This is a genomic window from Klebsiella sp. GB_Kp056 (genome assembly GCF_040064755.1).
GTDB classification, from domain to species: domain Bacteria; phylum Pseudomonadota; class Gammaproteobacteria; order Enterobacterales; family Enterobacteriaceae; genus Klebsiella; species Klebsiella quasipneumoniae.
On the sequence record NZ_JBEAJA010000058.1, the window covers coordinates 40,258 to 61,208 of the forward strand.

20 protein-coding genes are annotated in these 20,951 nt (G+C 59.5%); 15 read left to right on the top strand and 5 right to left on the bottom strand.

From position 1 onward, the window contains the following. Positions 1 to 63 precede the first annotated feature (63 nt). From ABLV52_RS19595 to psiF, 5 genes are all read left to right on the top strand, one after another. Positions 64 to 747 (top strand): extensin family protein, encoded by a 684-nt coding sequence (locus tag ABLV52_RS19595; RefSeq protein WP_348890843.1) that lies wholly within the window; start codon positions 64 to 66, stop codon positions 745 to 747. 169 nt (positions 748 to 916) lie between these two features. Continuing rightward, a complete protein-coding gene (locus ABLV52_RS19600) occupies positions 917 to 2,116 on the top strand; it encodes a multidrug efflux MFS transporter (protein WP_023288571.1) in 1,200 nt (399 codons plus the stop codon). A 301-nt stretch (positions 2,117 to 2,417) separates the two neighbouring features. Beyond that, entirely contained in the window at positions 2,418 to 2,678 is a 261-nt protein-coding gene (gene iraP / locus ABLV52_RS19605; RefSeq protein WP_004204875.1) for an anti-adapter protein IraP, read from the top strand. Between the two features lie 89 nt (positions 2,679 to 2,767). Then, a complete protein-coding gene (phoA, locus tag ABLV52_RS19610) occupies positions 2,768 to 4,198 on the top strand; it encodes an alkaline phosphatase (protein WP_032428614.1) in 1,431 nt (476 codons plus the stop codon). Between the two features lie 91 nt (positions 4,199 to 4,289). Continuing rightward, complete coding sequence (gene psiF, locus ABLV52_RS19615; protein WP_023288573.1) at positions 4,290 to 4,607, top strand: phosphate starvation-inducible protein PsiF; 318 nt, start codon at positions 4,290 to 4,292, stop codon at positions 4,605 to 4,607. Positions 4,608 to 4,674: 67 nt separating this feature from the next. Here the strand turns inward: psiF and proC are convergent, their stop codons facing one another. Further along, positions 4,675 to 5,484 carry a pyrroline-5-carboxylate reductase gene (proC, locus tag ABLV52_RS19620; RefSeq protein WP_335892895.1) on the bottom strand — a complete coding sequence of 270 codons (810 nt, stop codon included), beginning with the start codon at positions 5,482 to 5,484 and terminating at the stop codon, positions 4,675 to 4,677. Positions 5,485 to 5,600: 116 nt separating this feature from the next. On the opposite strand from proC, the gene ABLV52_RS19625 reads away from it, so the two are divergent. Continuing rightward, positions 5,601 to 6,059 carry a YaiI/YqxD family protein gene (locus tag ABLV52_RS19625; protein WP_004204870.1) on the top strand — a complete coding sequence of 153 codons (459 nt, stop codon included), beginning with the start codon at positions 5,601 to 5,603 and terminating at the stop codon, positions 6,057 to 6,059. Here the strand turns inward: ABLV52_RS19625 and ABLV52_RS19630 are convergent. Then, positions 6,056 to 6,748 (bottom strand): DUF2076 domain-containing protein, encoded by a 693-nt coding sequence (locus ABLV52_RS19630; RefSeq protein ID WP_348890844.1) that lies wholly within the window; start codon positions 6,746 to 6,748, stop codon positions 6,056 to 6,058. The genes ABLV52_RS19625 and ABLV52_RS19630 overlap by 4 nt on opposite strands. A 328-nt stretch (positions 6,749 to 7,076) precedes the next feature. Between ABLV52_RS19630 and aroL the strand changes: the two genes are divergently transcribed. The 4 genes from aroL (at position 7,077) to ppnP (ending at position 9,165) form a co-directional block, all read left to right on the top strand. Continuing rightward, entirely contained in the window at positions 7,077 to 7,610 is a 534-nt protein-coding gene (aroL, locus tag ABLV52_RS19635) for a shikimate kinase AroL (RefSeq protein WP_023288577.1), read from the top strand. 71 nt (positions 7,611 to 7,681) lie between these two features. After that, positions 7,682 to 7,873: a YaiA family protein gene (locus ABLV52_RS19640; RefSeq protein WP_008805350.1), complete on the top strand. Its 192-nt coding sequence runs from the start codon at positions 7,682 to 7,684 to the stop codon at positions 7,871 to 7,873. A gap of 249 nt (positions 7,874 to 8,122) precedes the next feature. Continuing rightward, the gene (locus tag ABLV52_RS19645; protein ID WP_072096489.1) at positions 8,123 to 8,803 is read left to right on the top strand and encodes an AroM family protein; all 681 of its coding nucleotides are present in this window, start codon (positions 8,123 to 8,125) and stop codon (positions 8,801 to 8,803) included. A 77-nt stretch (positions 8,804 to 8,880) separates the two neighbouring features. Then, entirely contained in the window at positions 8,881 to 9,165 is a 285-nt protein-coding gene (ppnP, locus tag ABLV52_RS19650) for a pyrimidine/purine nucleoside phosphorylase (protein ID WP_002890284.1), read from the top strand. A 72-nt stretch (positions 9,166 to 9,237) separates the two neighbouring features. On the opposite strand, the gene rdgC is transcribed toward ppnP, so the two are convergent. Continuing rightward, positions 9,238 to 10,149 carry a recombination-associated protein RdgC gene (gene rdgC, locus ABLV52_RS19655; protein WP_002890285.1) on the bottom strand — a complete coding sequence of 304 codons (912 nt, stop codon included), beginning with the start codon at positions 10,147 to 10,149 and terminating at the stop codon, positions 9,238 to 9,240. Between the two features lie 91 nt (positions 10,150 to 10,240). Between rdgC and mak the strand changes: the two genes are divergently transcribed. After that, positions 10,241 to 11,155: a fructokinase gene (mak, locus tag ABLV52_RS19660; protein ID WP_023288578.1), complete on the top strand. Its 915-nt coding sequence runs from the start codon at positions 10,241 to 10,243 to the stop codon at positions 11,153 to 11,155. Between the two features lie 74 nt (positions 11,156 to 11,229). Here the strand turns inward: mak and sbcC are convergent, their stop codons facing one another. Together sbcC and sbcD are read right to left on the bottom strand one after the other, a co-directional pair. Beyond that, positions 11,230 to 14,367 carry an exonuclease subunit SbcC gene (gene sbcC, locus ABLV52_RS19665; protein ID WP_348890845.1) on the bottom strand — a complete coding sequence of 1,046 codons (3,138 nt, stop codon included), beginning with the start codon at positions 14,365 to 14,367 and terminating at the stop codon, positions 11,230 to 11,232. Next, on the bottom strand, positions 14,364 to 15,569 hold the full coding sequence (gene sbcD, locus ABLV52_RS19670) for an exonuclease subunit SbcD (RefSeq protein WP_023288580.1): 1,206 nt from the start codon (positions 15,567 to 15,569) through the stop codon (positions 14,364 to 14,366). The genes sbcC and sbcD overlap by 4 nt, the downstream gene beginning before the upstream one ends. Positions 15,570 to 15,751: 182 nt before the next feature. Between sbcD and phoB the strand changes: the two genes are divergently transcribed. The 4 genes from phoB to proY all read left to right on the top strand — a co-directional run bounded on the left by phoB (position 15,752) and on the right by proY (position 20,951). Then, positions 15,752 to 16,441, top strand: a complete 690-nt coding sequence (gene phoB, locus ABLV52_RS19675; protein WP_004204861.1) for a phosphate response regulator transcription factor PhoB — start codon at positions 15,752 to 15,754, stop codon at positions 16,439 to 16,441. A gap of 21 nt (positions 16,442 to 16,462) precedes the next feature. Beyond that, on the top strand, positions 16,463 to 17,758 hold the full coding sequence (gene phoR / locus ABLV52_RS19680) for a phosphate regulon sensor histidine kinase PhoR (protein ID WP_023288581.1): 1,296 nt from the start codon (positions 16,463 to 16,465) through the stop codon (positions 17,756 to 17,758). A gap of 413 nt (positions 17,759 to 18,171) precedes the next feature. Next, positions 18,172 to 19,491: a branched-chain amino acid transporter carrier protein BrnQ gene (gene brnQ, locus ABLV52_RS19685; RefSeq protein WP_023288582.1), complete on the top strand. Its 1,320-nt coding sequence runs from the start codon at positions 18,172 to 18,174 to the stop codon at positions 19,489 to 19,491. Between the two features lie 86 nt (positions 19,492 to 19,577). After that, positions 19,578 to 20,951, top strand: coding sequence for a proline-specific permease ProY (proY, locus tag ABLV52_RS19690; RefSeq protein WP_132134263.1), 1,374 nt, complete (start codon positions 19,578 to 19,580; stop codon positions 20,949 to 20,951).

The following is a 20,951-nucleotide window of genomic DNA, read 5'->3' on the forward strand; positions in this document are numbered from 1 at the left end:
ATACCATGTGAAACCGCCGCCTGCCTGCCATAATATTTACCTGATCAATTGACGGGAGCGGGCGTGAGAGGAAAGACGCTGCTGGTGCTGGCCGGGCTGCTCGGCGCGGGCCTGGTGGGATATCGCTATCTGCCGCCACACCTGAATCCGCTGGCGCCGCTGGCCCTTGACGATCCCCCGGGCTGGCTGACGTCGTTCAAGTTGCGCAGCCTGACGGCCGACCAGTGCGCCTCTCTGCTGGCGGAGGCCAACCGCCGGCGGCTCATCGTCAGCCAGCCGGTGGCCGACAGCGAGGGCGCCTGCCCGCTGCGTAACGTGGTGCGGGTAGCTAATTTTGGCTCGGTGCAGCTGAGCAGCAGTTTCCTCGCCAGCTGCCCGCTGGCGCTCAGCAGCGCGCTGTACGTCGAACAGCAGGCGAAGCCGCTGACCCGTCAGCTGATGGCCAGCGATCTGCGCCAGATCGATCATCTCGGCAGCTTCGCCTGCCGTAATATCTACCATCGGGAACAGGCGCGGCGCAGTGAACACGCGACGGCGGATGCCCTTGATGTCAGCGGCTTCCGCCTGACGGACGGCAGACGCATCAGCGTCCTGCAGGGCTGGCGCAGCGAGCGCTCTCACCCCTGGCTGGCAGCGCTGTTGAGCAACAGCTGCCCTTACTTCGGCAACGCGCTGGGGCCGGAGTACAACGCGGCGCACGCCAACCATTTTCACTTTGGGATGCGGGGGCAGGGCTTCTGCTTTTGAGCATAAAGCCCTGTGAGCAGCCTGAATAACCAGAAAATGCTTCGTCAGCCTCTCATGCGCATTCATAAAACACCAAACTCACCGCCAGCGCATCTATGGTAGTACACCAGTGGAATGAAATTGCTAAGCTAGGTAATAATTGGCAAATCATTAATGAATACGCGTAGTTATGGAATCCTGGAAGGTTAATCTCATCTCCGTCTGGTTTGGGTGCTTTTTTACCGGCCTGGCGATCAGTCAAATTCTCCCCTTTTTACCCCTCTACGTCTCCCAGCTGGGCGTCACCTCGCATGAAGCGCTGTCGATGTGGTCGGGGCTGACCTTCAGCGTCACCTTTCTGGTCTCGGCGATCGTCTCGCCGATGTGGGGGAGCCTCGCGGACCGCAAAGGCCGCAAGCTGATGCTGCTGCGCGCCTCGCTGGGAATGGCGATCGCCATTTTACTTCAGGCCTTCGCCACCAACGTCTGGCAGCTGTTTATCCTGCGGGCGATCATGGGCTTAACCTCCGGTTATATCCCCAACGCCATGGCGCTGGTGGCCTCCCAGGTGCCGCGCGAGCGTAGCGGCTGGGCGCTGAGCACCCTGTCGACGGCGCAAATCAGCGGGGTGATCGGCGGCCCGCTGCTGGGCGGTTTCCTGGCGGACCACGTCGGGCTGCGGATGGTCTTTTTTATTACGGCGATCCTGCTGACCATCAGTTTTCTGGTCACCCTGTTTCTGATCAAAGAGGGGGGCCGCCCGCCGGTCAGCAAAACCGATCGTCTCACCGGGAAACAGGTCTTTGCCTCCTTGCCCTATCCGGGGCTGGTGATCAGCCTCTTTTTCACCACCCTGGTGATCCAGTTGTGCAACGGCTCAATTGGCCCGATCCTGGCGCTGTTTATCAAGTCGATGGCGCCGGACAGCAACAATATCGCTTTTCTGGCCGGGATGATCGCCGCGGTGCCCGGGGTGTCGGCGCTGATCTCTGCCCCACGGCTGGGTAAGCTTGGCGACCGCATCGGCACTTCGCGGATCCTGCTGGCGACGCTCTGTTGCGCGGTGGTGATGTTCTTCGCCATGTCCTTTGTCACCACCCCGCTGCAGCTGGGGACGCTACGTTTTCTGCTCGGCTTTGCCGATGGCGCGATGCTTCCGGCGGTGCAGACCCTGCTGCTGAAATACAGTAGCGACAGCGTCACCGGGCGCATCTTTGGCTATAACCAGTCGTTTATGTATCTGGGCAACGTCGCCGGGCCGCTGATTGGCGCCTCCGTATCGGCGATGGCCGGCTTCCGCTGGGTATTTATTGCCACCGCCATTATCGTCTTCATCAACCTCTGGCAGCTGGCATGGATGCTGCGCCGCACCCGCCGGGCGAAGGCCTGAACCTCGGCTGACGGTATTTAACGCCATACCGTCAGCGTTTTTCCCCGACAGTAGATTTATCATTACTTTTTGTTATCGCCATGGCGTGAGCGCTATTCCGTTTTATTATTTCCGACGCACTTTGGTTATAAACAGCGCCGCTCATGATTAAACAATACTATTTATAGTGGTATTTTGTTGTGGTAAAACGTTTCGCTGTATATTGGGTGTTGCGACGATTCTTATTTTAAGTAATTCTGAGGTCCGTCATCGGGTATGACATCTCAATCGAAAAACAGACCTCGCATAAGGAACTGGTGCTATGAAGAATCTCATTGCTGAGTTACTGGTTAAACTGGCGCAAAAGGAAGAAGAAGCAAAGGAACTGACGGTGCAGGTTGAAGCGCTGGAGATCGTGGTCACCGCATTATTGCGCCATATGGAGCATGATGCCCAGCAGGCATTGATTCAGGATATTGAGCAGGCGATAGACCAGGTGACGCCCTGTCCGCCGGTCAACGACCAGGATGCCATCCTGCTGCAGCAATATCTAAAGAAGCTGTTGCGGCATCCTCGTAGCTAATCTTTGCGACGCGACAAGGATGCCGTCATTTTTCTGTCATCTCCCTTTTATAAAGTCTCCCACGTTTTGTTTTTTTAAGTATTTTTTACATGGAGATGACAAAAGTGAAATTAAGCGCCCTGTTTATTGCCCTGCTGCCTCTGCTGGGCTCGCCGGTTATTCATGCGGAAACTACTGCCGCGCCGGTTCTGGAAAATCGCGCTGCCCAGGGAGATATCACCACTCCCGGCGGCGCGCGTCGTTTAACGGGCGATCAAACCGAAGCGCTGCGCGCCTCGATAATCAATAAGCCGGCCAAAAACGTTATTTTGCTGATTGGCGATGGCATGGGTGATTCTGAAATTACCGCTGCGCGAAATTATGCGGAAGGGGCGGGCGGTTTCTTTAAAGGCATTGACGCCCTGCCGTTAACCGGGCAGTACACGCACTATTCGCTGGATAAAAAAACCGGTAAACCGGACTACGTCACCGACTCGGCGGCCTCCGCCACCGCCTGGACCACCGGCGTGAAGACCTATAACGGCGCGCTGGGCGTCGATATTCATGAGAACGCGCATCAGACCATCCTCGAGCTGGCGAAAGCGGCGGGCCTGGCCACCGGCAACGTTTCTACCGCCGAGCTGCAGGACGCCACCCCCGCGGCGCTGGTGGCGCATGTGACATCGCGTAAATGCTACGGCCCCACGGTCACCAGCGAAAAATGCCCCAGTAATGCGCTGGAGAAAGGGGGCAAAGGCTCCATTACCGAACAGCTGCTGAACGCCCGGCCGGATGTCACCCTGGGCGGCGGCGCGAAGACCTTTGCCGAAACGGCGACGGCGGGCGAGTGGCAGGGCAAAACCCTGCGCGAGCAGGCGGAAGCGCGCGGCTACCAGATTGTGACCGACGCGGCCTCTCTTGCCGCCGCGACGGCAGCCAGCCAGGATAAACCGCTGCTGGGACTCTTCGCCGACGGCAATATGCCGGTACGCTGGGAAGGGCCGAAGGCGTCTTATCACGGTAATATCGATAAGCCGCCGGTGACCTGTACGCCAAACCCGAAGCGCGACGCCTCGGTGCCGACGCTGGCGCAGATGACGGAGAAAGCGATTGACCTGCTGAGCCGCAACGAGAAAGGCTTCTTCCTGCAGGTGGAAGGCGCCTCCATCGATAAGCAGGATCATGCGGCGAATCCGTGCGGCCAGATCGGCGAAACCGTGGACCTCGACGAGGCGGTGCAGAAGGCGCTGGAATTTGCCAAAAAAGACGGCAATACCCTGGTGATCGTCACCGCCGACCATGCGCACGCCAGCCAGATTATCCCGGCGGATAGCAAAGCCCCGGGGCTGACCCAGGCCCTGAACACGCACGATGGCGCGGTGATGGTGATGAGTTACGGTAACTCCGAGGAAGAGTCGATGGAGCACACCGGCACCCAGCTGCGCATTGCGGCCTACGGTCCGCATGCGGCTAACGTCGTCGGCCTGACCGACCAGACCGACCTCTTCTCGACCATGAAAGCGGCCCTGAGTCTCAAATAAGTCGCTGCCGGTGGCGAATTCGCGTCACCGGCTGGTTTTTTTTCTATCTGCGTCCAGACTTACAACGTTCCACTCACAGAAGGATGGTGCGATGAAAATAACCTTACTGATGACCCTACTGTTTGGCTTGATCTTTATCAGCGCGGTTGGCGCGGCAGAAAAAACGCCTACTCCCCAGCAGCAAAAGATGACGGACTGCAATCAGCAAGCGTCAGCCAAGGCGCTGAAGGGGGATGAGCGCAAAACCTTTATGAGCCAGTGCCTGAAAAAAGAGACCACCACGCCGCAAGGAAAGACCCTCACGCCTCAGCAGCAGAAGATGAGCGACTGCAACAAAGCGGCTTCGGCAAAATCACTGAAGGGCGATGAACGCAACACCTTCATGAGTAGCTGCCTGAAGAAAGCCTGAAAAAAAGGGAGCGCGCGCGCTCCCTTGTTCTTTGACCTCTCAGGGCTTGCAGCCCGCCTGCTCAGCTTCAGGAGCGGCTCAGTTTCTCTGATTTTTCCATGCACTGGGTGATGGCTTCGATCACCGCGGAGCGGAAGCCTTTCTCTTCCAGCACGCGCACGGCTTCGATGGTGGTCCCGCCAGGAGAGCAGACCATATCTTTCAGCGTCCCCGGATGCTCACCGCTCTCCAGCACCATTTTGGCGGAGCCCATCACCGCCTGAGCGGCGAATTTGTAAGCCTGAGCGCGCGGCATTCCGCCGAGCACGGCGGCATCGGCCATCGCTTCGATAAACATAAAGACATAGGCCGGCGCGGAGCCGCTAACGCCGACCACCGGATGGATCATCGGTTCGGCAATTTGCTCCGCCTGGCCAAAGCAGCGGAAAATGGTCAGCACTTCGGCCACATCTTCGCTGCTCACCAGCGCATTTGGCGTAACGGAGGTCATGCCGGCGTTAACCAGCGACGGCGTATTGGGCATCGCGCGAATAATTTTGCGATCGTGGCCGAGCGCGCGCGCCAGCTGGTCAAGCGTGACGCCGGCGGCGATAGAGACCACCAGCGACTCTTTATTCAGGCTGGAGGCGATATCGCCCAGCACTTTGGTCATGATCCCCGGCTTCACCGCGCCGAAGACGATATCGGCAATCTGCGCCACTTCCTGGGCGCTATCGGCGGCGTTGATGCCGTACTGGTCGCGCAGAGCCGCAACCTTGTCCGGCGACGGGGTGTAGACCCAGATTTGTCCCGGCTGTACCTGGCCGCTGGCGATCAGTCCACCCAGAATGGCCTTACCCATATTGCCGCAGCCGATAAAGCCAATTTTCTTATCCATCACCATTCCCCTCTGCTTTTTTCGTTACGATCTGATTAGCTTATCATCCTGGCGCTTTCATGGGGGAGAAAAGCAGGTAACATTGGCGGCACTTATTGCAGGTAACAGGAGCTGGCATGGCCATTTGGGTGGATGCAGACGCGTGTCCGAACGTGATTAAAGAGATATTGTTCCGCGCGGCAGAGCGGACCCAGACGCCGCTGACGCTGGTGGCGAACCAGCCGCTGCGCGTACCGCCGTCGCGTTTCATCCGCACCCTGCGGGTTGAGCAGGGTTTTGACGTGGCGGATAACGAAATCGTCCGTCAGTGCGCGGCGGGGGATTTAGTGATCACCGCAGATATTCCGCTGGCGGCGGAGGTGCTGGCGAAGGGCGGGGCGGCGCTCAATCCGCGCGGAGAGCGCTACAGCGAGGCGACGATCCGCGAGCGGCTGACGATGCGGGATTTTATGGAGACATTACGGGCCAGCGGCGTTCAGACCGGCGGCCCGGATAGTTTATCGCAGCGCGATCGGCAACAGTTTGCCGCCGAGCTGGAGAAGTGGTTGCTGGCGGTTAAACGTCAGCAGGGTTAAACCCAGCTGTCGTCATCGCTGCCGATAACATCATCGCCAAAGCCGGCGTCGAAGTCGTCGTTCCAGGTGTTGTCGGCAAGGAACTGATCGTCTCCCTGACGGAACGGATCGTCACCTGCGGCGGCGTCCTGCGCGGCGGCATCAGGCTGCGGCTTCTCTTCGATGATATTAACAATCTCCTGCGGGTGCGAGCCGCTGAACATATTGGTCAGCATATTGCCCAGCACCACGCCGCCCGCTACGCCTGCGGCCGTTTGCAGCGCGCCCGCCATAAAGCCGCCGCCGCGTGCGGCAGCCTGCGGGGCATAGCTCTGCTGCTGCTGTGGGGCATACTGCGGCTGCGCGCTGGCCTGCGGGCGACCGTATTGCTCCGCGCCCGGGATCGGGTCAGAACCGCGTGACGAGCCGCCGCCGCCAAACAGGCCGGAGAGGAATCCGCCGCTGCTGGGCTTCGCCGCCTGCAGCTGGCTGACCTGGCTCTCCAGCGCCTGGATGCGATCGTTGAGCTGTTTAATCGCGGCTTCCTGGATAAGAATGGTTTGCGCCATATAGTAGGGGGCCGCCGGCTGCGCGCTCACGTGTTGGGCAATCCGCTCCTCGGCGCTGGCATCGCGCGATGCACTGTGCGCCTCAGCCTCTTTCAGCCGGGAAAACAGTCCATCAATAAGGCGTTGTTCTTCAGATTGCATGTTACATTCCTCTGTCACACTGTCGAATAGGCATCAGGGTGCGTCTGAAACACGATGTTGTAAATATGTTGCTTCGTAAAGCTATGCATAAATGTGTTACCGTTTACGCCAGCAGCGGATAAAAAATAACGCCCGGCAGAAAGTAAAGCTGGTTAAACAGTACATGCAATGATAAGTTTACATCAAGAACCCCTTGTCTCACTGTGGTGATGGGGTGTAAAGAAGTTGTGTAACGTTTTCTTTACGTATGCGTTGCGGAACAGACAGCGATAATACGTTCTTTCGTTTTCCTTTTTTTGCGACAGACGGAACCAGGGGGTCTTCGGTTATGACACAGCCAATCTTTCTCATCGGGCCACGCGGCTGCGGTAAAACCACCGTCGGCCATGCGCTGGCGCGAGCGCGGCATTTTCAGTTCTCCGATACCGATCATCGGCTGCAGGCCCATGAGCAGCGGACGGTGGCGGAGATCGTGCAGGCGGAAGGATGGGCGCGCTTTCGCGAGCTGGAGACTCTGTCGCTGAAGGCCGTGACCCTGCCGAATACGGTGATCGCCACCGGCGGCGGCATCATTCTTGCGGAATGTAACCGCCAGTTTATGCGGGAGAACGGCGTGGTGATCTATCTGCAGGCGTCGGTATCGGCGCTGATTGACCGTCTGGAAGCCTACCCGAAAGCCGAACAGCGGCCGACGCTCACCGGGAAACCGGTGCGTGAGGAAGTGGGCGAGGTGCTGGCGCAGCGTGAAGCGTTATACCGTGACGCTGCCCATCATATTGTCGATGCTACGGCCGCCCCGGATCGGGTGGTGGAACAGATTATGACCATGCTGTGCGGCGCGGCGGCCACCCCGGTAAGTTAAGAATTTACTTACATTAAGGCGGCGAGGGGCGCCTATACTTGATAGTTCTGATACCAGAAGAAGGAAGAACTATGCCAAACAGGCCCCCATATCCGAGAGAAGCGCGCGTGGTTGCGGTAGAGAAAGGCCCGCAGGGTCAGACGGTCACCTGGTATCAACTTCGCGCGGACTATCCTGAACCCAATTCGCTGATCAGCGAACATCCTACCGAGCAGGAAGCCGTGGATGCCAAGCGGCGCTACGAAGATCCTGACAAGTCGTAACCCCTGAGCCCGGATTGCCTGCTCTGCGGGCAATATCGGGCATACCTCACACTTTTTATTTATCAGTCGTACTAATGAATATCTAACACACGGATTTTTCAGGCGCGCCGCTGCCGCCGGGCAATCTTTACATTCTACTGCGGCGTGGAGCTGCTACGCTTCTCGACGGTTGATTTTTACTCACCAGGGGGGCGAATGCTGTGTGTGGTAAGCCTGTGTTGAAGCAGTGGTAGTGAAAAGGTACATGATATGAGTAGTGCAACGATGGCAATTTTGACCATCGGCGTTGTGCCGCTGGCGGGAGTATTACCGCTCCTGACCGAACATATCAGGGAAGAACAGATCGCTCACATCAGCCTGCTGGGCGAGATGACGCGTGATGACGTGATGGCAGAGTACGCCGTGGGTGACGGCGAACAGGGTCTCTTGACCCTGCTCAGCGATAACCAGCTGGTGATGGTGTCGCGACAAAAAATTGAACGTGATGTTCGCAGCGTGATCGCCATGCTGGATCGACAGCATTTTGATGTGATCCTGCTGCTCAGCTCCGAACAGCTGACCGGTTTTACCACCCACCACGCGATCCTCCTCGAGCCGCAGCGGATCATTCCGCCGCTGGTGGCGTCGATCGTTGATGGGCACCAGGTCGGGGTGATCGTGCCGGTGGAAGAGATCATGCCCATGCAGCGACAAAAGTGGCATTCACTGGAGAAGTCGCCGTACTACGCGCTGGCCAACCCGTTTACCGGTAGCGACAGCGAGCTGTTAACCGCCGGTAAAGCGCTGCTGGAGCAGGGCGCCGACGTGCTGGTCCTCGACTGTCTTGGTTACTATCAGCATCATCGCGATGTGTTACAAAAAGCCCTTGATGTCCCGGTTTTGCTGTCGAATGTGCTGGTTTCCCGACTGGCGGCAGAACTATTAGTCTAATGTGTTAATTTCACGTGACAGGGGCAAGGAGCGCCCCCTATATTGAGCCTTTAAACGACGATCAGAAGGGCTTGTTTATGCTTCAAAGCAATGAATACTTTGACGGAAAAGTGAAATCCATTGGCTTCACCAGCAGCAGTACCGGTCGCGCCAGCGTTGGCGTGATGGCGGAAGGGGAATACACCTTTGGTACGGCGCAGCCGGAAGAGATGACGGTGGTCAGCGGGGCGCTGAATGTCCTGCTGCCGGGTGAGACTGAGTGGAAAGTTTACGCCGCCGGCGAAGTCTTCAATGTGCCAGGCAACAGCGAATTCCATCTGCAGGTGGCTGAGCCAACCTCTTATTTGTGCCGCTATCTGTAAGCCAGCGTAACGCCCGGCGCTTGCCGCCGGGTTGTATGTTTCCTTCCTGCCAGGCAGGAAGGAAAGCGGCGCTTAGCGCTGCGCTTCGCCGCCGAGCCCTTCCACCAGGCTTTGGATCAGGGCAGCCAGTTCGCCGGTCATTAAGATAAAGTCGGCGTCAAAGCGCTGGGCGAAATCTTCCCGATCGATATCTTCGTTTTGGTCGCGTAATTCATCGCAGAACTTGAGGCGCTTAATTGACGCGTCGTCGCAGATCACAAACTGAATACGCTGCTGCCAGTCCAGCGCCAGCTTGGTGACGACCTTCCCGGCCTCAATATGCACAGCGATTTCGTCGCTCACCAGATCCTGCTTCTTGGCGCGGATCACGCCGCCATCTTCCAGCATCGCTTTCAGCTCGGCTTCGTCCAGCAGCTGGAAGCCCTGCGCCACGGTGCCGGAGCGGACCCACTCGGTCAGCGTCAGCTCAATCGGATTCTCCAGGGTCAGCGGCACCACCGGCAGCGAGCCGAGGGTTTTACGCAGCAGGGCCAGGGTATCTTCCGCTTTCTTCGCGCTGGCGCAGTCCACCATGATCAGGCCGTTGACGGTGTCGATCCACATCATCGTCTGGCTGAAGCGGCTGAAGGCGCGCGGCAGCAGCGAGTGCAGCACTTCATCTTTCAGGGAATCTTTCTCAGTTTTCTTCAGCTTGCGCCCCTGATCGGCTTCCAGCTTCTGGATCTTCGCCTCCAGCGCCTGCTTGATCACCGGCGACGGCAGGATCTTTTCTTCTTTACGCGCGCAGATAATGATCTGGCCGTTCGCCGTATGCGTCAGCGCGTCGCTGTGCGATCCCATCGGCGATACCCAACCGGTTTTCGCCATATCCTGGCTGCCACAAGGGGTAAATGTCAGCTCGGCCAGCTGTTTTTCCATCTCCTCGGCGCGCAATTCGATATCGCGGCTGAGACGGTAAACCATTAAATTTTTGAACCACAGCATGATAATTTCCACGGCTTTGTCGTTAAATCAGGCGGGCATGATAGCGAATTGTCGCTATGCTTGCATTGTTAATCGGGGTGAGGAGCTGAGCGTGCGTATTGGTATTGATTTAGGTGGCACAAAAACCGAAGTGATAGCCCTGAGCGACCAGGGAGAGCAGCTGTTTCGCCATCGGTTACCCACGCCGCGGGAGGATTACCGGCAAACCATCGAGACTATCGCCACCCTGGTGGCGATGGCCGAGCAGGCGACCGGACAGCGTGGCACCGTGGGGATGGGGATCCCGGGCACGATTTCGCCCTATACCGGGGTGGTGAAAAACGCCAACTCGACCTGGCTCAACGGCCAGCCCTTTGATAAGGACCTCAGCCTGCGCCTCGACCGTGAAGTCCGGCTGGCTAACGACGCCAACTGTCTGGCGGTGTCGGAAGCGGTGGACGGCGCGGCGGCGGGGGCGCACACGGTGTTCGCGGTGATTATCGGCACCGGCTGCGGCGCGGGCGTGGCGCTCAACGGGCGGGCGCATATCGGCGGCAATGGTAACGCCGGCGAGTGGGGACATAACCCATTGCCGTGGATGAACGACGATGAGTTGCGCTACCGTGCGGAAGTGCCTTGCTACTGCGGTAAACAGGGATGTATCGAAACCTTTATCTCCGGCACCGGCTTTGCCACTGACTACCAGCGGCTGAGCGGCAAGGGGTTAACCGGCAGCGAGATTATGCGCCTGGTGGGGGAAGGTGACGAAAAAGCCGAACTGGCGCTGAGCCGCTACGAGCAGCGGCTGGCGAAATCGCTGGCCCACGTGGTGAATATCCTCGACCCGGACGTTATCGTGCTGGGCGGCGGGATGAGCAACGTCGAGCGGCTGTATCAGACGGTGCCGGACCTGGTGAAACAGTGGGTCTTCGGCGGCGAGTGTGCAACGCCGATCCGCAAAGCGATGCACGGCGACTCCAGCGGAGTACGCGGCGCGGCATGGCTGTGGCCGCTCCAGGGGACCTGAACCGCTCCCCCTCACCCCGACCCTCTCGCTCCGGAAGAGGGTTAGGGTGAGGGGACATCGCAATGATTCAAACCTCACTCCACCGCAAACGCTCTGTCCAGCCGACTGTAGCCCAGGCCATTGATCTTCTTCACTTTGATCTGCACCGGAATGCGATCTTTCATCGCCTCCACGTGGCTGATCACCCCGATAATCTTGCCGCTGGCGTTCAGCGCGTCCAGCGCGTCCAGCGCCGTGTCCAGCGTTTCGCTGTCGAGGGTGCCGAAGCCTTCATCAAGAAACAGGGAATCAATTCGCGTCTTATGGCTCACCAGATCTGACAGCGCCAGGGCCAGCGCCAGGCTGACGAGGAAACTTTCGCCACCGGAGAGGGTGCGGGTGTCGCGTACGGCGTCGGCCTGCCAGGTATCGACAACCTCCAGCTCCAGCGCTTCGCTGGCTTTGCGCTGCAACAGATAGCGCCCGTGCAGGCGGTTAAGCTGCTGGTTTGCCAGCCAGACCAGATTATCCAGCGTCAGCCCCTGGGCGAATTTGCGGAACCGGTCGCCGGTGCTGGAGCCGATCAGCGAATTGAGATAGCCCCAGTCATCCGCCCGCTGCGCCGCCTCTGCAATCTGTCGCCCCAGCGCCTGCTGATGTTGACGGCTCTCTGTGTCCTGCCTGAGCTGCTGGCGGATCTCGCCCTGGCGGGTGGTGTTGTCCCGCAGCCGCTGGGCCAGGGCCTGCAGCTGGGTTTGCAGGGCGGGGATGTCCGCGTCCGTCCCTTGCGGACGCAGCGCCAGGTGCGCCTGCTGCTGACGGGTCGCCTGCTCGCAGAGCGCCGTCGCCTGCTGGAGCTGCTGCTCCAGCGTCTGTTTTAACTGCGTCAGCCGCTGGACGGTCTCGTCATCCAGCAGCGCGGCGAGAAACGCCTGCCGATCGCTAAAGCGGCTGGCGGCCAGGGCGGCGGTAAATTGCGCCTGCGACTGGTCCAGGCGCGCCTTCTCTTCGGTCTCCAGCTGCTGCTGGGCGACAAGCTGGCTGTGCAACGCCAGGCACTCCTCATGGATAGCGCGCCAGTTGTCGGGAATCACCGGCTCAGCTTCAGCCTCTGCCTCGTCGCTGGCTGGCAGCGTCTCCAGCAGCGGCTGCAGGGCGGCAATCTGCTCCTGAATGGCGCCATGCCGGGTCTGTTGCGCCTGCCACTGGGCAAATTCGCTTTCGCGAGCGTTCAGCCAGGCGGCTTCTGTCCCTTCTTCCGGCAGGTTCAGCGTCAGGGTCTGCAGGGCGCTCTCCAGCCCCTGACGCGTGGCCGTCAGCTGCTGCTGAGCCTGGCGCGCCAGCGCCTCCTGATCGTTAAGCTGGCTCTGCAGCATCAGGCGCTGGCTGAGCTGGTAGAGCTGTTGCTCGTAGCGCTCCTGCTCCTGTATCCAGTCGTTTATCTCTTGCGCAATATCCCGTGTGACCTGAAGAGAGGCGCAGGTTTCCTGCCACGCTTTAGTGAGCGCTTGCTCTTCCTCAGCGAGCCGCCCGGCCGCTTCGGTTTCACGCTGGAGCTGCTGCGTCAGGGCGTTGACCTGCCCGAGGATCAGCAGACCTTCTTCTTTCAGCGCGGCGACCTCTTTTTCCAGCGCATCGCGGCGGCGCTGGTTATCCGTGACCGTCAGCGAGGCGTATTGTTCAATCGCCGGGTGTTCACAGGAGCCGCACAGCGGGCAGGGCTTACCGGCCTCAAGCCGGGCGCGGTAACCTTCCAGATCTTTAATCGTTTCTTCCCGCTGGCAGAGCGCCTTCAGGTCGAGATAGTGCTGGTTTTTGTCTTTGTACTGCTCCCGGCGCTGCGCCAGGGTGGCGTTGAGTTTTGCCTGCTCCGCCTGCGCCTGCTGTACGCTTTCGGCGTTCTGGCGCAGACGCTTGCGCAGCAGCTGATGCTGTTCATGAAGGGAGAGCAGCCGCTGGCGCAGCGGTCGCGACTGGGTTTGCTGCGCCATCGCCGCCGCAACGTCATCGGCGGTCAGCGACAGAGGGCTGGCCGGCAGATCGGCCAGCTTCTGGCGCAGCGCGGCCAGGCGGGTGGTCTGGGCCGTCAGCTGCTGATTATCCCGAGTCAGCTGCGAAAATTGCGCCCGCCAGCCGGCGATCTCCTGGCCCCATAAGCGAAATCGCTCATGGGCCGCCAGCCACTGCGCCAGGTCGGCCAGTTCAGCCTGACGCTGCCGCTGGGCATGCACGGCGCTGCGGCGAATGCGCGCGCGCAGCGCCGTGCTGGTAAGTAAGCGAGCATTCACTTCATTGATTCGCTGGCGGGTTTGCGCCAGGCCTGCCGCGTGCTCCTGTTGACGCTCCCATAAGGGGCGCAACTGGGCGGCGGGCTGGGCCAGCTCAAGCCTGGCGAGCGCCGGCGCGGCGTCGGCCAGCGCCTGACGGGCCTGCTGCTGGCCGCTGACCGCCTGCTGCTGCTGCTGCGCCAGCTCATCGCGACGCGTTAGCCACTGAAGCTGCTGCTGCTGGTTTTGCTGCTGCGCCAGCAGGGCTTTCTCTTCGTCAGTCAGTACCTGCAAACTTTCCTGCAGCGCCTGCTGCTGGGCCTCCGTCAGCAGGACGATGCCCGCCGCCTGGGCTTCGAACTTCTCCAGGGTATGGCGAGCGGCTTTGTGCTGCTCATAGACCATCGCCGAAATCTGACCGTAGATTTCCGTGCCGGTCAGCTCCTCCAGCAGCTCCGCGCGATCGCTCGGCTTGGCGTTCAGAAAGGCGGCAAATTGCCCCTGGGAGAGCAGCATCGAGCGGGTGAAGCGGCCATAGTCGAGGCCGGTGAGCGTCGCGGTTTGCTCCAGCTTATCCGAGACCTTATCGGCGAGGATTTTGCCGTCGGCGCAGCGCGCCAGCTCGACGCGGGGCGCCTGCAGGTTGCCATCTGGCTGGTTACGCGCCCGGTTCTGGCTCCAGAAGGCGCGGTAGGCGATGCCTTTCACTTCAAACTCCACCTCCGCCAGACACTCGGCGGTATCGCGGGTCATCAGGTCATTTTGCGACTGGGAGACTTTATTCAGGCGCGGCGTCTCGTGATAGAGCGCGAGGCAAATGGCGTCGAGCAGAGTGGTTTTCCCGGCGCCGGTGGCGCCGGTAATGGCGAACAGGCCGTTGCTGGCGAACGGCTCGGCGGTAAAGTCTATCTTCCATTCCCCTTTCAGGGAGTTGAGGTTTTTCAGACGCAGACTGAGGATTTTCATGCGTTTTCGTCCTCCGCGGTGAGCGTATGCAGCGTATGAGCGAACAGCTCGTGCAGCCGTGCGCGCTTCTCATCGTCAATCTCGGTCAGCGCCAGCCGGCGCTCGAACACCTCTTCCACCTTCAGTTCGCTGAGGGTCTCCCGCTGGGCGTTGAGCAGTATTTTCTCGCGCTGCTCGCGGCTGCGGCGCACCAGCAAGACTTCCACCGGCAGATCCTCCGTCAGCGCCTGAATATGACGCTGAATATCGTGCAGGTACTCCTCGGTGGTGATTTCGATATCCAGCCACACCGGCGGGTCCTGTTCAACGCCGCGCCACTGCGCCAGCTGGGCGGTGATGGCGGCCAGATCGCCTTTGATGACCGCCAGCGGCTGGGTGACGGGCACCTCAAGGGTCTCCACGGCGCTGAGTCGCCCATCGCTAAAGCTCACCAGATGCACCGATTTCGCTTTACCGGTTTCATCAAAGCTCAGCGGCAGCGGCGAGCCGCTGTAGCGGATGTGCTCGCAGCCGCCAACCACCTGCGCCCGGTGAATATGGCCCAGCGCAATGTAGTCGGCAGGGGGGAAGTGCTGCGCCGGGAAGGCATCCAGCGTGCCGATATAAATGTCGCGAACGGCATCGCTTTTGCTGGCGCCGACGGTGGTCAGATGGCCGCTGGCAATCACGGGCAGCGGCCGATCGCCGCGCAGGGCGCAGGCCTGCTGATACTGCTCCTGATAATAGTCGCTGATGGCGTGCAGCAGCTGCTGCTGTTTTTCCCGACCGGAGTGGCCGGCCTGGCTGGTGACCAGCTCGCGCGGGCGTAAAAACGGCACCGGGCAGAAGATAGCGCCTGGGGTGCCGTCGCGCCGCGGCAGCTCAATGGGCGGGCAGCCGGCGTTCGCCACGACGGTGGTGTGTAAAAAGGCGAGGATATCGCGGGATTCATTGAGCATCGCCACCGAATCGTGGTTGCCCGCCAGCACCACCAGGCGACAGCCGGTCTGCTGCAGCTGGACGACAAAGCGGTTATACAGTTCGCGAGCGTAGCTCGGCGGCGATCCGGTATCAAAAATATCGCCGGCCACGATGATGGCGTCGACTTCATGCTCCTGCGCGCGGGCCAGCAGCCAGGTCAGGAAGGCGTCATGTTCGGCCGCACGGCTTTTGCTGTAAAAATTCTGGCCCAGGTGCCAGTCGGAGGTGTGAAGGATGCGCATAAATCTTCCCTAGCGAAAAAAGCATGAGCGGCAGTATACCATTTGTCGGAGAGGGGTAAGTCCGCGTCATGCTTCAAAATACCCGATCGTCAGACGGTCATTTTTTTCATAAATCTGTCACAAAAGTGACGCATAATGACGCCGCACTTCTATACTGATGGCTAAAAAACACAGGGTAAATAATGGCGAGAAGAATTCTGGTCGTTGAAGATGAAGCTCCAATCCGCGAAATGGTCTGCTTTGTTCTGGAGCAAAATGGCTTTCAGCCTGTCGAAGCGGAAGATTATGACAGCGCGGTGAATCAACTCAATGAACCCTGGCCTGATTTGATTCTCCTTGACTGGATGCTGCCGGGCGGTTCGGGGCTGCAGTTTATTAAGCTGCTCAAGCGCGAGGCGATGACCCGGGATATTCCGGTGGTGATGCTGACCGCGCGCGGAGAAGAAGAGGATCGCGTTCGCGGCCTGGAGACCGGGGCGGACGACTACATTACCAAGCCTTTCTCACCGAAGGAGCTGGTGGCGCGAATCAAAGCGGTGATGCGCCGTATTTCGCCGATGGCGGTGGAAGAGGTGATTGAAATGCAGGGGCTGAGCCTCGATCCCTCATCGCACCGGGTGATGACCGGCGAAAGTCCGCTGGACATGGGGCCAACGGAATTTAAATTATTGCACTTCTTTATGACCCATCCGGAGCGTGTGTACAGCCGCGAGCAGCTGCTGAACCACGTCTGGGGAACCAACGTCTATGTGGAAGACCGCACGGTAGACGTCCATATTCGCCGCCTGCGTAAAGCGCTGGAACACAGTGGCCATGATCGCATGGTGCAAACGGTTCGCGGCACGGGGTATCGTTTCTCCGCCCGTTTCTGAATTTTGACAGGAGTGTGACCCGTGCTGGAACGGCTGTCATGGAAAAGGCTGGCGCTGGAGCTCTTTTTAGCGTGTATTCCGGCCCTGATTCTGGGGGCGTTTGTGGGTCATTTGCCGTGGTTTTTACTGGCGGCAGTGACCGGTTTGTTGATTTGGCATTTCTGGAATTTGATGCGCCTGTCGTGGTGGCTGTGGGTGGACCGGAGCATGACCCCTCCGCCCGGCCGCGGCAGCTGGGAGCCGCTGCTATATGGTCTGCACCAGATGCAGATGCGTAATAAAAAGCGTCGACGTGAGCTGGGTAGCCTGATCAAACGCTTTCGCAGCGGGGCGGAATCCCTGCCGGACGCGGTGGTCCTGACCACGGAAGAGGGGGCCATTTTCTGGTGCAACGGCCTGGCGCAGCAGATTTTAAACCTGCGCTGGCCGGACGACAGTGGGCAAAACATTCTTAACCTTCTGCGCTATCCTGAATTCGCCAACTACCTGAAGCAGCGTGATTTTTCAAAGCCGCTCAATCTGGTGCTGAATAATGCCCGTCATCTGGAAATTCGCGTGATGCCCTACAGCGACAAACAGTGGCTGATGGTGGCGCGCGACGTGACGCAGATGCATCAGCTGGAAGGGGCGCGGCGTAACTTTTTCGCCAACGTCAGCCATGAGCTGCGCACCCCGCTGACGGTGCTGCAGGGCTATCTGGAGATGATGCAGGAGCAGGTGCTGGAAGGGGCGACCCGTGAAAAGGCCCTGCACACCATGCGTGAGCAAACCCAGCGTATGGAGGGGCTGGTGAAGCAGTTGCTCACGCTGTCGCGTATTGAAGCCGCGCCGGCGCTGGCGATGAATGACCGCATCGACGTGCCGATGATGCTGCGGGTCGTGGAGCGCGAGGCGCAGACCCTCAGCCAGGATAAGCAGACGCTGATTTTTACCGTCGATGAGCAGCTCAAGGTGCTGGGCAACGAGGAACAACTGCGCAGCGCCATTTCTAACCTGGTCTATAACGCGGTGAACCACACCCCGCCGGGCACCGAAATTCGCGTCAGCTGGCAGCGAACGCCCCAGGGGGCGCTGTTCAGCGTCGAGGATAATGGGCCGGGCATTGCGCCGGAGCATATTCCCCGTCTGACCGAGCGCTTCTATCGGGTGGATAAGGCTCGCTCCCGGCAAACCGGGGGCAGCGGCCTGGGGCTGGCGATCGTCAAACATGCGGTCAACCATCATGACAGCCGGCTGGAGATCGACAGCACGGTGGGCAAGGGAACCCGTTTTAGCTTCCTGCTCCCGGAACGATTAATTGCCAGAAATGACGCCTGAGCGGCCCGCTGTCAGCTTATCTTGCCAATGACCAGCTTCGGCTGGTCATTTTCCCTGGCAGTCGTTTTCTCTCGCCTATTTAATGAACGCGCGCTGCTTTTTTGTTCGCATGATAAGCCACGGGTTTTCCATCAATATGGTAAATGATTCTGGCGTGAAACTGATAACCAGCATAATCATCTGCTTTTGCGATCGTGCCTTGCTTTAAAACGTTATAAGCGTTTAAATTGCGCCTGCGTAGTCGATGACAGACTGCTTTTGCGTGGTAATACCAAAAACAATTCTTTCCCACGCCGCTTCGGGAGCATATCTCGCTGAGTTTACCGGCAATCGCCGCTGTATCGTCCCTGAGAGGGTAGCGCGGTATTTTTCCATTTTTTTACAACACCACATCCACAGGCAGTAATGAATTTATGACCCATCAGTTAAAATCTCGCGACATCATAGCGTTGGGCTTTATGACCTTCGCGTTGTTCGTTGGCGCAGGCAACATTATTTTCCCGCCGATGGTTGGCTTACAGGCGGGCGAGCACGTCTGGACGGCGGCGATCGGCTTCCTGATCACCGCGGTGGGTCTGCCGGTGCTGACGGTGGTGGCGCTGGCGAAAGTCGGCGGCGGCGTTGAAAGCCTGAGCACCCCGATTGGTAAAGTGGCTGGTATCCTGCTGGCGGTGGTGTGTTATCTCGCGGTGGGACCGCTGTTCGCGACCCCGCGCACCGCGACCGTCTCTTTTGAGGTCGGGATTGCGCCGCTGACCGGCGACGGCCCGCTGCCGCTGCTGATCTACAGCGTTATCTACTTCGCGCTGGTGATCCTGGTCTCGCTCTATCCGGGCAAACTGCTGGATACGGTGGGCAATTTCCTGGCGCCGCTGAAAATTATCGCCCTGATTGTGCTGGCGGTCGCCGCTATTGTCTGGCCGGCAGGCCCGATCAGCGACGCGCTGGAAGCGTATCGTACCGCGCCATTCTCCAATGGCTTCGTCAACGGCTACCTGACCATGGACACCCTCGGCGCGATGGTGTTCGGGATCGTGATTGTCAATGCCGCACGCTCCCGCGGCGTCAGCGAAGCGCGTCTGTTGACCCGCTACACCGTCTGGGCGGGCCTGATGGCAGGCGTCGGTCTGACCCTGCTGTATCTGGCGCTGTTCCGTCTGGGCTCGGATAGCGCCACCCTCGTGGACCAGTCCGCTAACGGCGCGGCGATCCTCCACGCCTACGTGCAGCATACCTTCGGCGGGGCGGGCAGCTTCCTGCTGGCGGCGCTGATCTTCATCGCCTGCCTGGTGACGGCGGTGGGCCTGACCTGCGCCTGCGCCGAATTCTTTGCCCAGTATCTGCCGTTCTCCTATCGCACGCTGGTCTTTATCCTCGGCCTGTTCTCGATGGCGGTCTCCAACCTCGGTCTGAGCCACCTGATTCAGGTGTCGATTCCGGTGCTGACCGCTATCTACCCGCCGTGTATCGCACTGGTTGTATTAAGCTTTACCCGCAGTTGGTGGCATAATTCGTCCCGTGTTATCGCGCCGGCCATGTTTATCAGTCTGATGTTTGGTATCATTGACGGGATTAAGTCATCGGCGTTTGCCGCTATCCTGCCGGCCTGGACCGCGCGTCTGCCGCTGGCGGAGCAGGGCCTGGCCTGGCTGATGCCGACCGCCGTGATGGCAATTCTCGCGGTGATCTGGGACCGTGCCGCCGGACGTCAGGTGACCTCCAGCGCGCACTAACCGGCGTTGAGGACAAGCGTTTAACCACGGGACTTCGGGTTCCGTGGTTTTTTATTTTTTGTGTTAAACGGCATTGAAAAACCACGATGGAAAGTAGTAACAAGCTTAAGCGCGGGCTAAGCACCCGGCACATTCGCTTTATGGCCCTGGGTTCCGCCATCGGCACCGGGCTTTTTTACGGTTCAGCCGACGCGATTAAAATGGCCGGACCCAGCGTACTGTTGGCCTACATTATCGGCGGCGTCGCGGCATATATCATTATGCGCGCGCTCGGTGAGATGTCGGTGCATAACCCTTCCGCCAGCTCATTCTCCCGCTATGCCCAGGAAAACCTCGGCGGACTGGCGGGGTATATCACCGGCTGGACCTACTGCTTTGAAATCCTGATTGTCGCCATCGCCGACGTCACCGCCTTCGGGATCTACATGGGCGTCTGGTTCCCGACGGTGCCGCACTGGATCTGGGTGCTCAGCGTGGTGCTGATCATCTGCGCCGTCAACCTGATGAGCGTCAAGGTGTTTGGCGAGCTGGAGTTCTGGTTCTCGTTCTTCAAAGTGGCCACCATCATCATCATGATCCTCGCCGGGTTCGGCATCATTATCTGGGGGATCGGCAACGGCGGCCAGCCGACGGGGATTCATAACCTGTGGAGCAACGGCGGCTTCTTCAGCAACGGTTGGCTGGGAATGGTGATGTCGCTGCAGATGGTGATGTTCGCCTACGGCGGTATTGAAATCATCGGCATTACCGCCGGCGAGGCGAAAGATCCGGAGAAATCCATTCCACGCGCCATCAACTCGGTGCCGATGCGCATTCTGGTGTTCTATGTCGGCACGCTGTTCGTCATTATGTCTATCTATCCGTGGAACCAGGTGGGTACCGACGGCAGCCCCTTTGTCCTGACCTTCCAGCATCTGGGCATCACCTTTGCGGCCAGCATTCTTAACTTCGTGGTCCTGACGGCCTCGCTGTCGGCGATTAACTCCGACGTGTTCGGCGTGGGCCGTATGCTGCACGGCATGGCCGAGCAGGGGAGCGCTCCGAAGGTGTTCGCCAAAACCTCGCGTCGCGGTATTCCGTGGGTGACGGTGATGGTGATGACCATTGCGCTGCTGTTTGCGGTATACCTCAATTACATCATGCCGGAAAACGTCTTCCTGGTGATCGCCTCGCTGGCCACCTTCGCCACCGTGTGGGTGTGGATTATGATCCTGCTGTCGCAGATTGCCTTCCGCCGCCGTCTGTCGCCGGAGGAGGTCAAGGCCCTGAAATTCAAAGTCCCCGGCGGGGTGGCGACCACGGTTATCGGCCTGGTGTTCCTGGCGTTTATTATCGCCCTGATCGGCTATCATCCGGACACCCGCATTTCGTTGTATGTCGGTATGGCGTGGATTGCGCTGCTGCTGCTGGGCTGGGTCTTTAAGACCCGTCGCGAGCGCCGCCTGGCGCAGGCTCAGTAA

Coding starts and splice junctions, on each gene's coding strand:
- phoA (WP_032428614.1), top strand. CDS start 2,768: ATGGAGATGACAAAAGTGAAATTAAGCGCCCTGTTTATTGCCCTGCTG.
- ABLV52_RS19640 (WP_008805350.1), top strand. CDS start 7,682: ATGCCAAACAGGCCCCCATATCCGAGAGAAGCGCGCGTGGTTGCGGTA.
- ABLV52_RS19630 (WP_348890844.1), bottom strand. CDS start 6,748: ATGCAATCTGAAGAACAACGCCTTATTGATGGACTGTTTTCCCGGCTG.
- sbcD (WP_023288580.1), bottom strand. CDS start 15,569: ATGCGCATCCTTCACACCTCCGACTGGCACCTGGGCCAGAATTTTTAC.
- sbcC (WP_348890845.1), bottom strand. CDS start 14,367: ATGAAAATCCTCAGTCTGCGTCTGAAAAACCTCAACTCCCTGAAAGGG.
- psiF (WP_023288573.1), top strand. CDS start 4,290: ATGAAAATAACCTTACTGATGACCCTACTGTTTGGCTTGATCTTTATC.
- ABLV52_RS19645 (WP_072096489.1), top strand. CDS start 8,123: ATGAGTAGTGCAACGATGGCAATTTTGACCATCGGCGTTGTGCCGCTG.
- aroL (WP_023288577.1), top strand. CDS start 7,077: ATGACACAGCCAATCTTTCTCATCGGGCCACGCGGCTGCGGTAAAACC.
- proC (WP_335892895.1), bottom strand. CDS start 5,484: ATGGATAAGAAAATTGGCTTTATCGGCTGCGGCAATATGGGTAAGGCC.
- brnQ (WP_023288582.1), top strand. CDS start 18,172: ATGACCCATCAGTTAAAATCTCGCGACATCATAGCGTTGGGCTTTATG.
- rdgC (WP_002890285.1), bottom strand. CDS start 10,149: ATGCTGTGGTTCAAAAATTTAATGGTTTACCGTCTCAGCCGCGATATC.
- proY (WP_132134263.1), top strand. CDS start 19,578: ATGGAAAGTAGTAACAAGCTTAAGCGCGGGCTAAGCACCCGGCACATT.
- iraP (WP_004204875.1), top strand. CDS start 2,418: ATGAAGAATCTCATTGCTGAGTTACTGGTTAAACTGGCGCAAAAGGAA.
- ABLV52_RS19600 (WP_023288571.1), top strand. CDS start 917: ATGGAATCCTGGAAGGTTAATCTCATCTCCGTCTGGTTTGGGTGCTTT.
- ABLV52_RS19625 (WP_004204870.1), top strand. CDS start 5,601: ATGGCCATTTGGGTGGATGCAGACGCGTGTCCGAACGTGATTAAAGAG.
- phoB (WP_004204861.1), top strand. CDS start 15,752: ATGGCGAGAAGAATTCTGGTCGTTGAAGATGAAGCTCCAATCCGCGAA.
- ppnP (WP_002890284.1), top strand. CDS start 8,881: ATGCTTCAAAGCAATGAATACTTTGACGGAAAAGTGAAATCCATTGGC.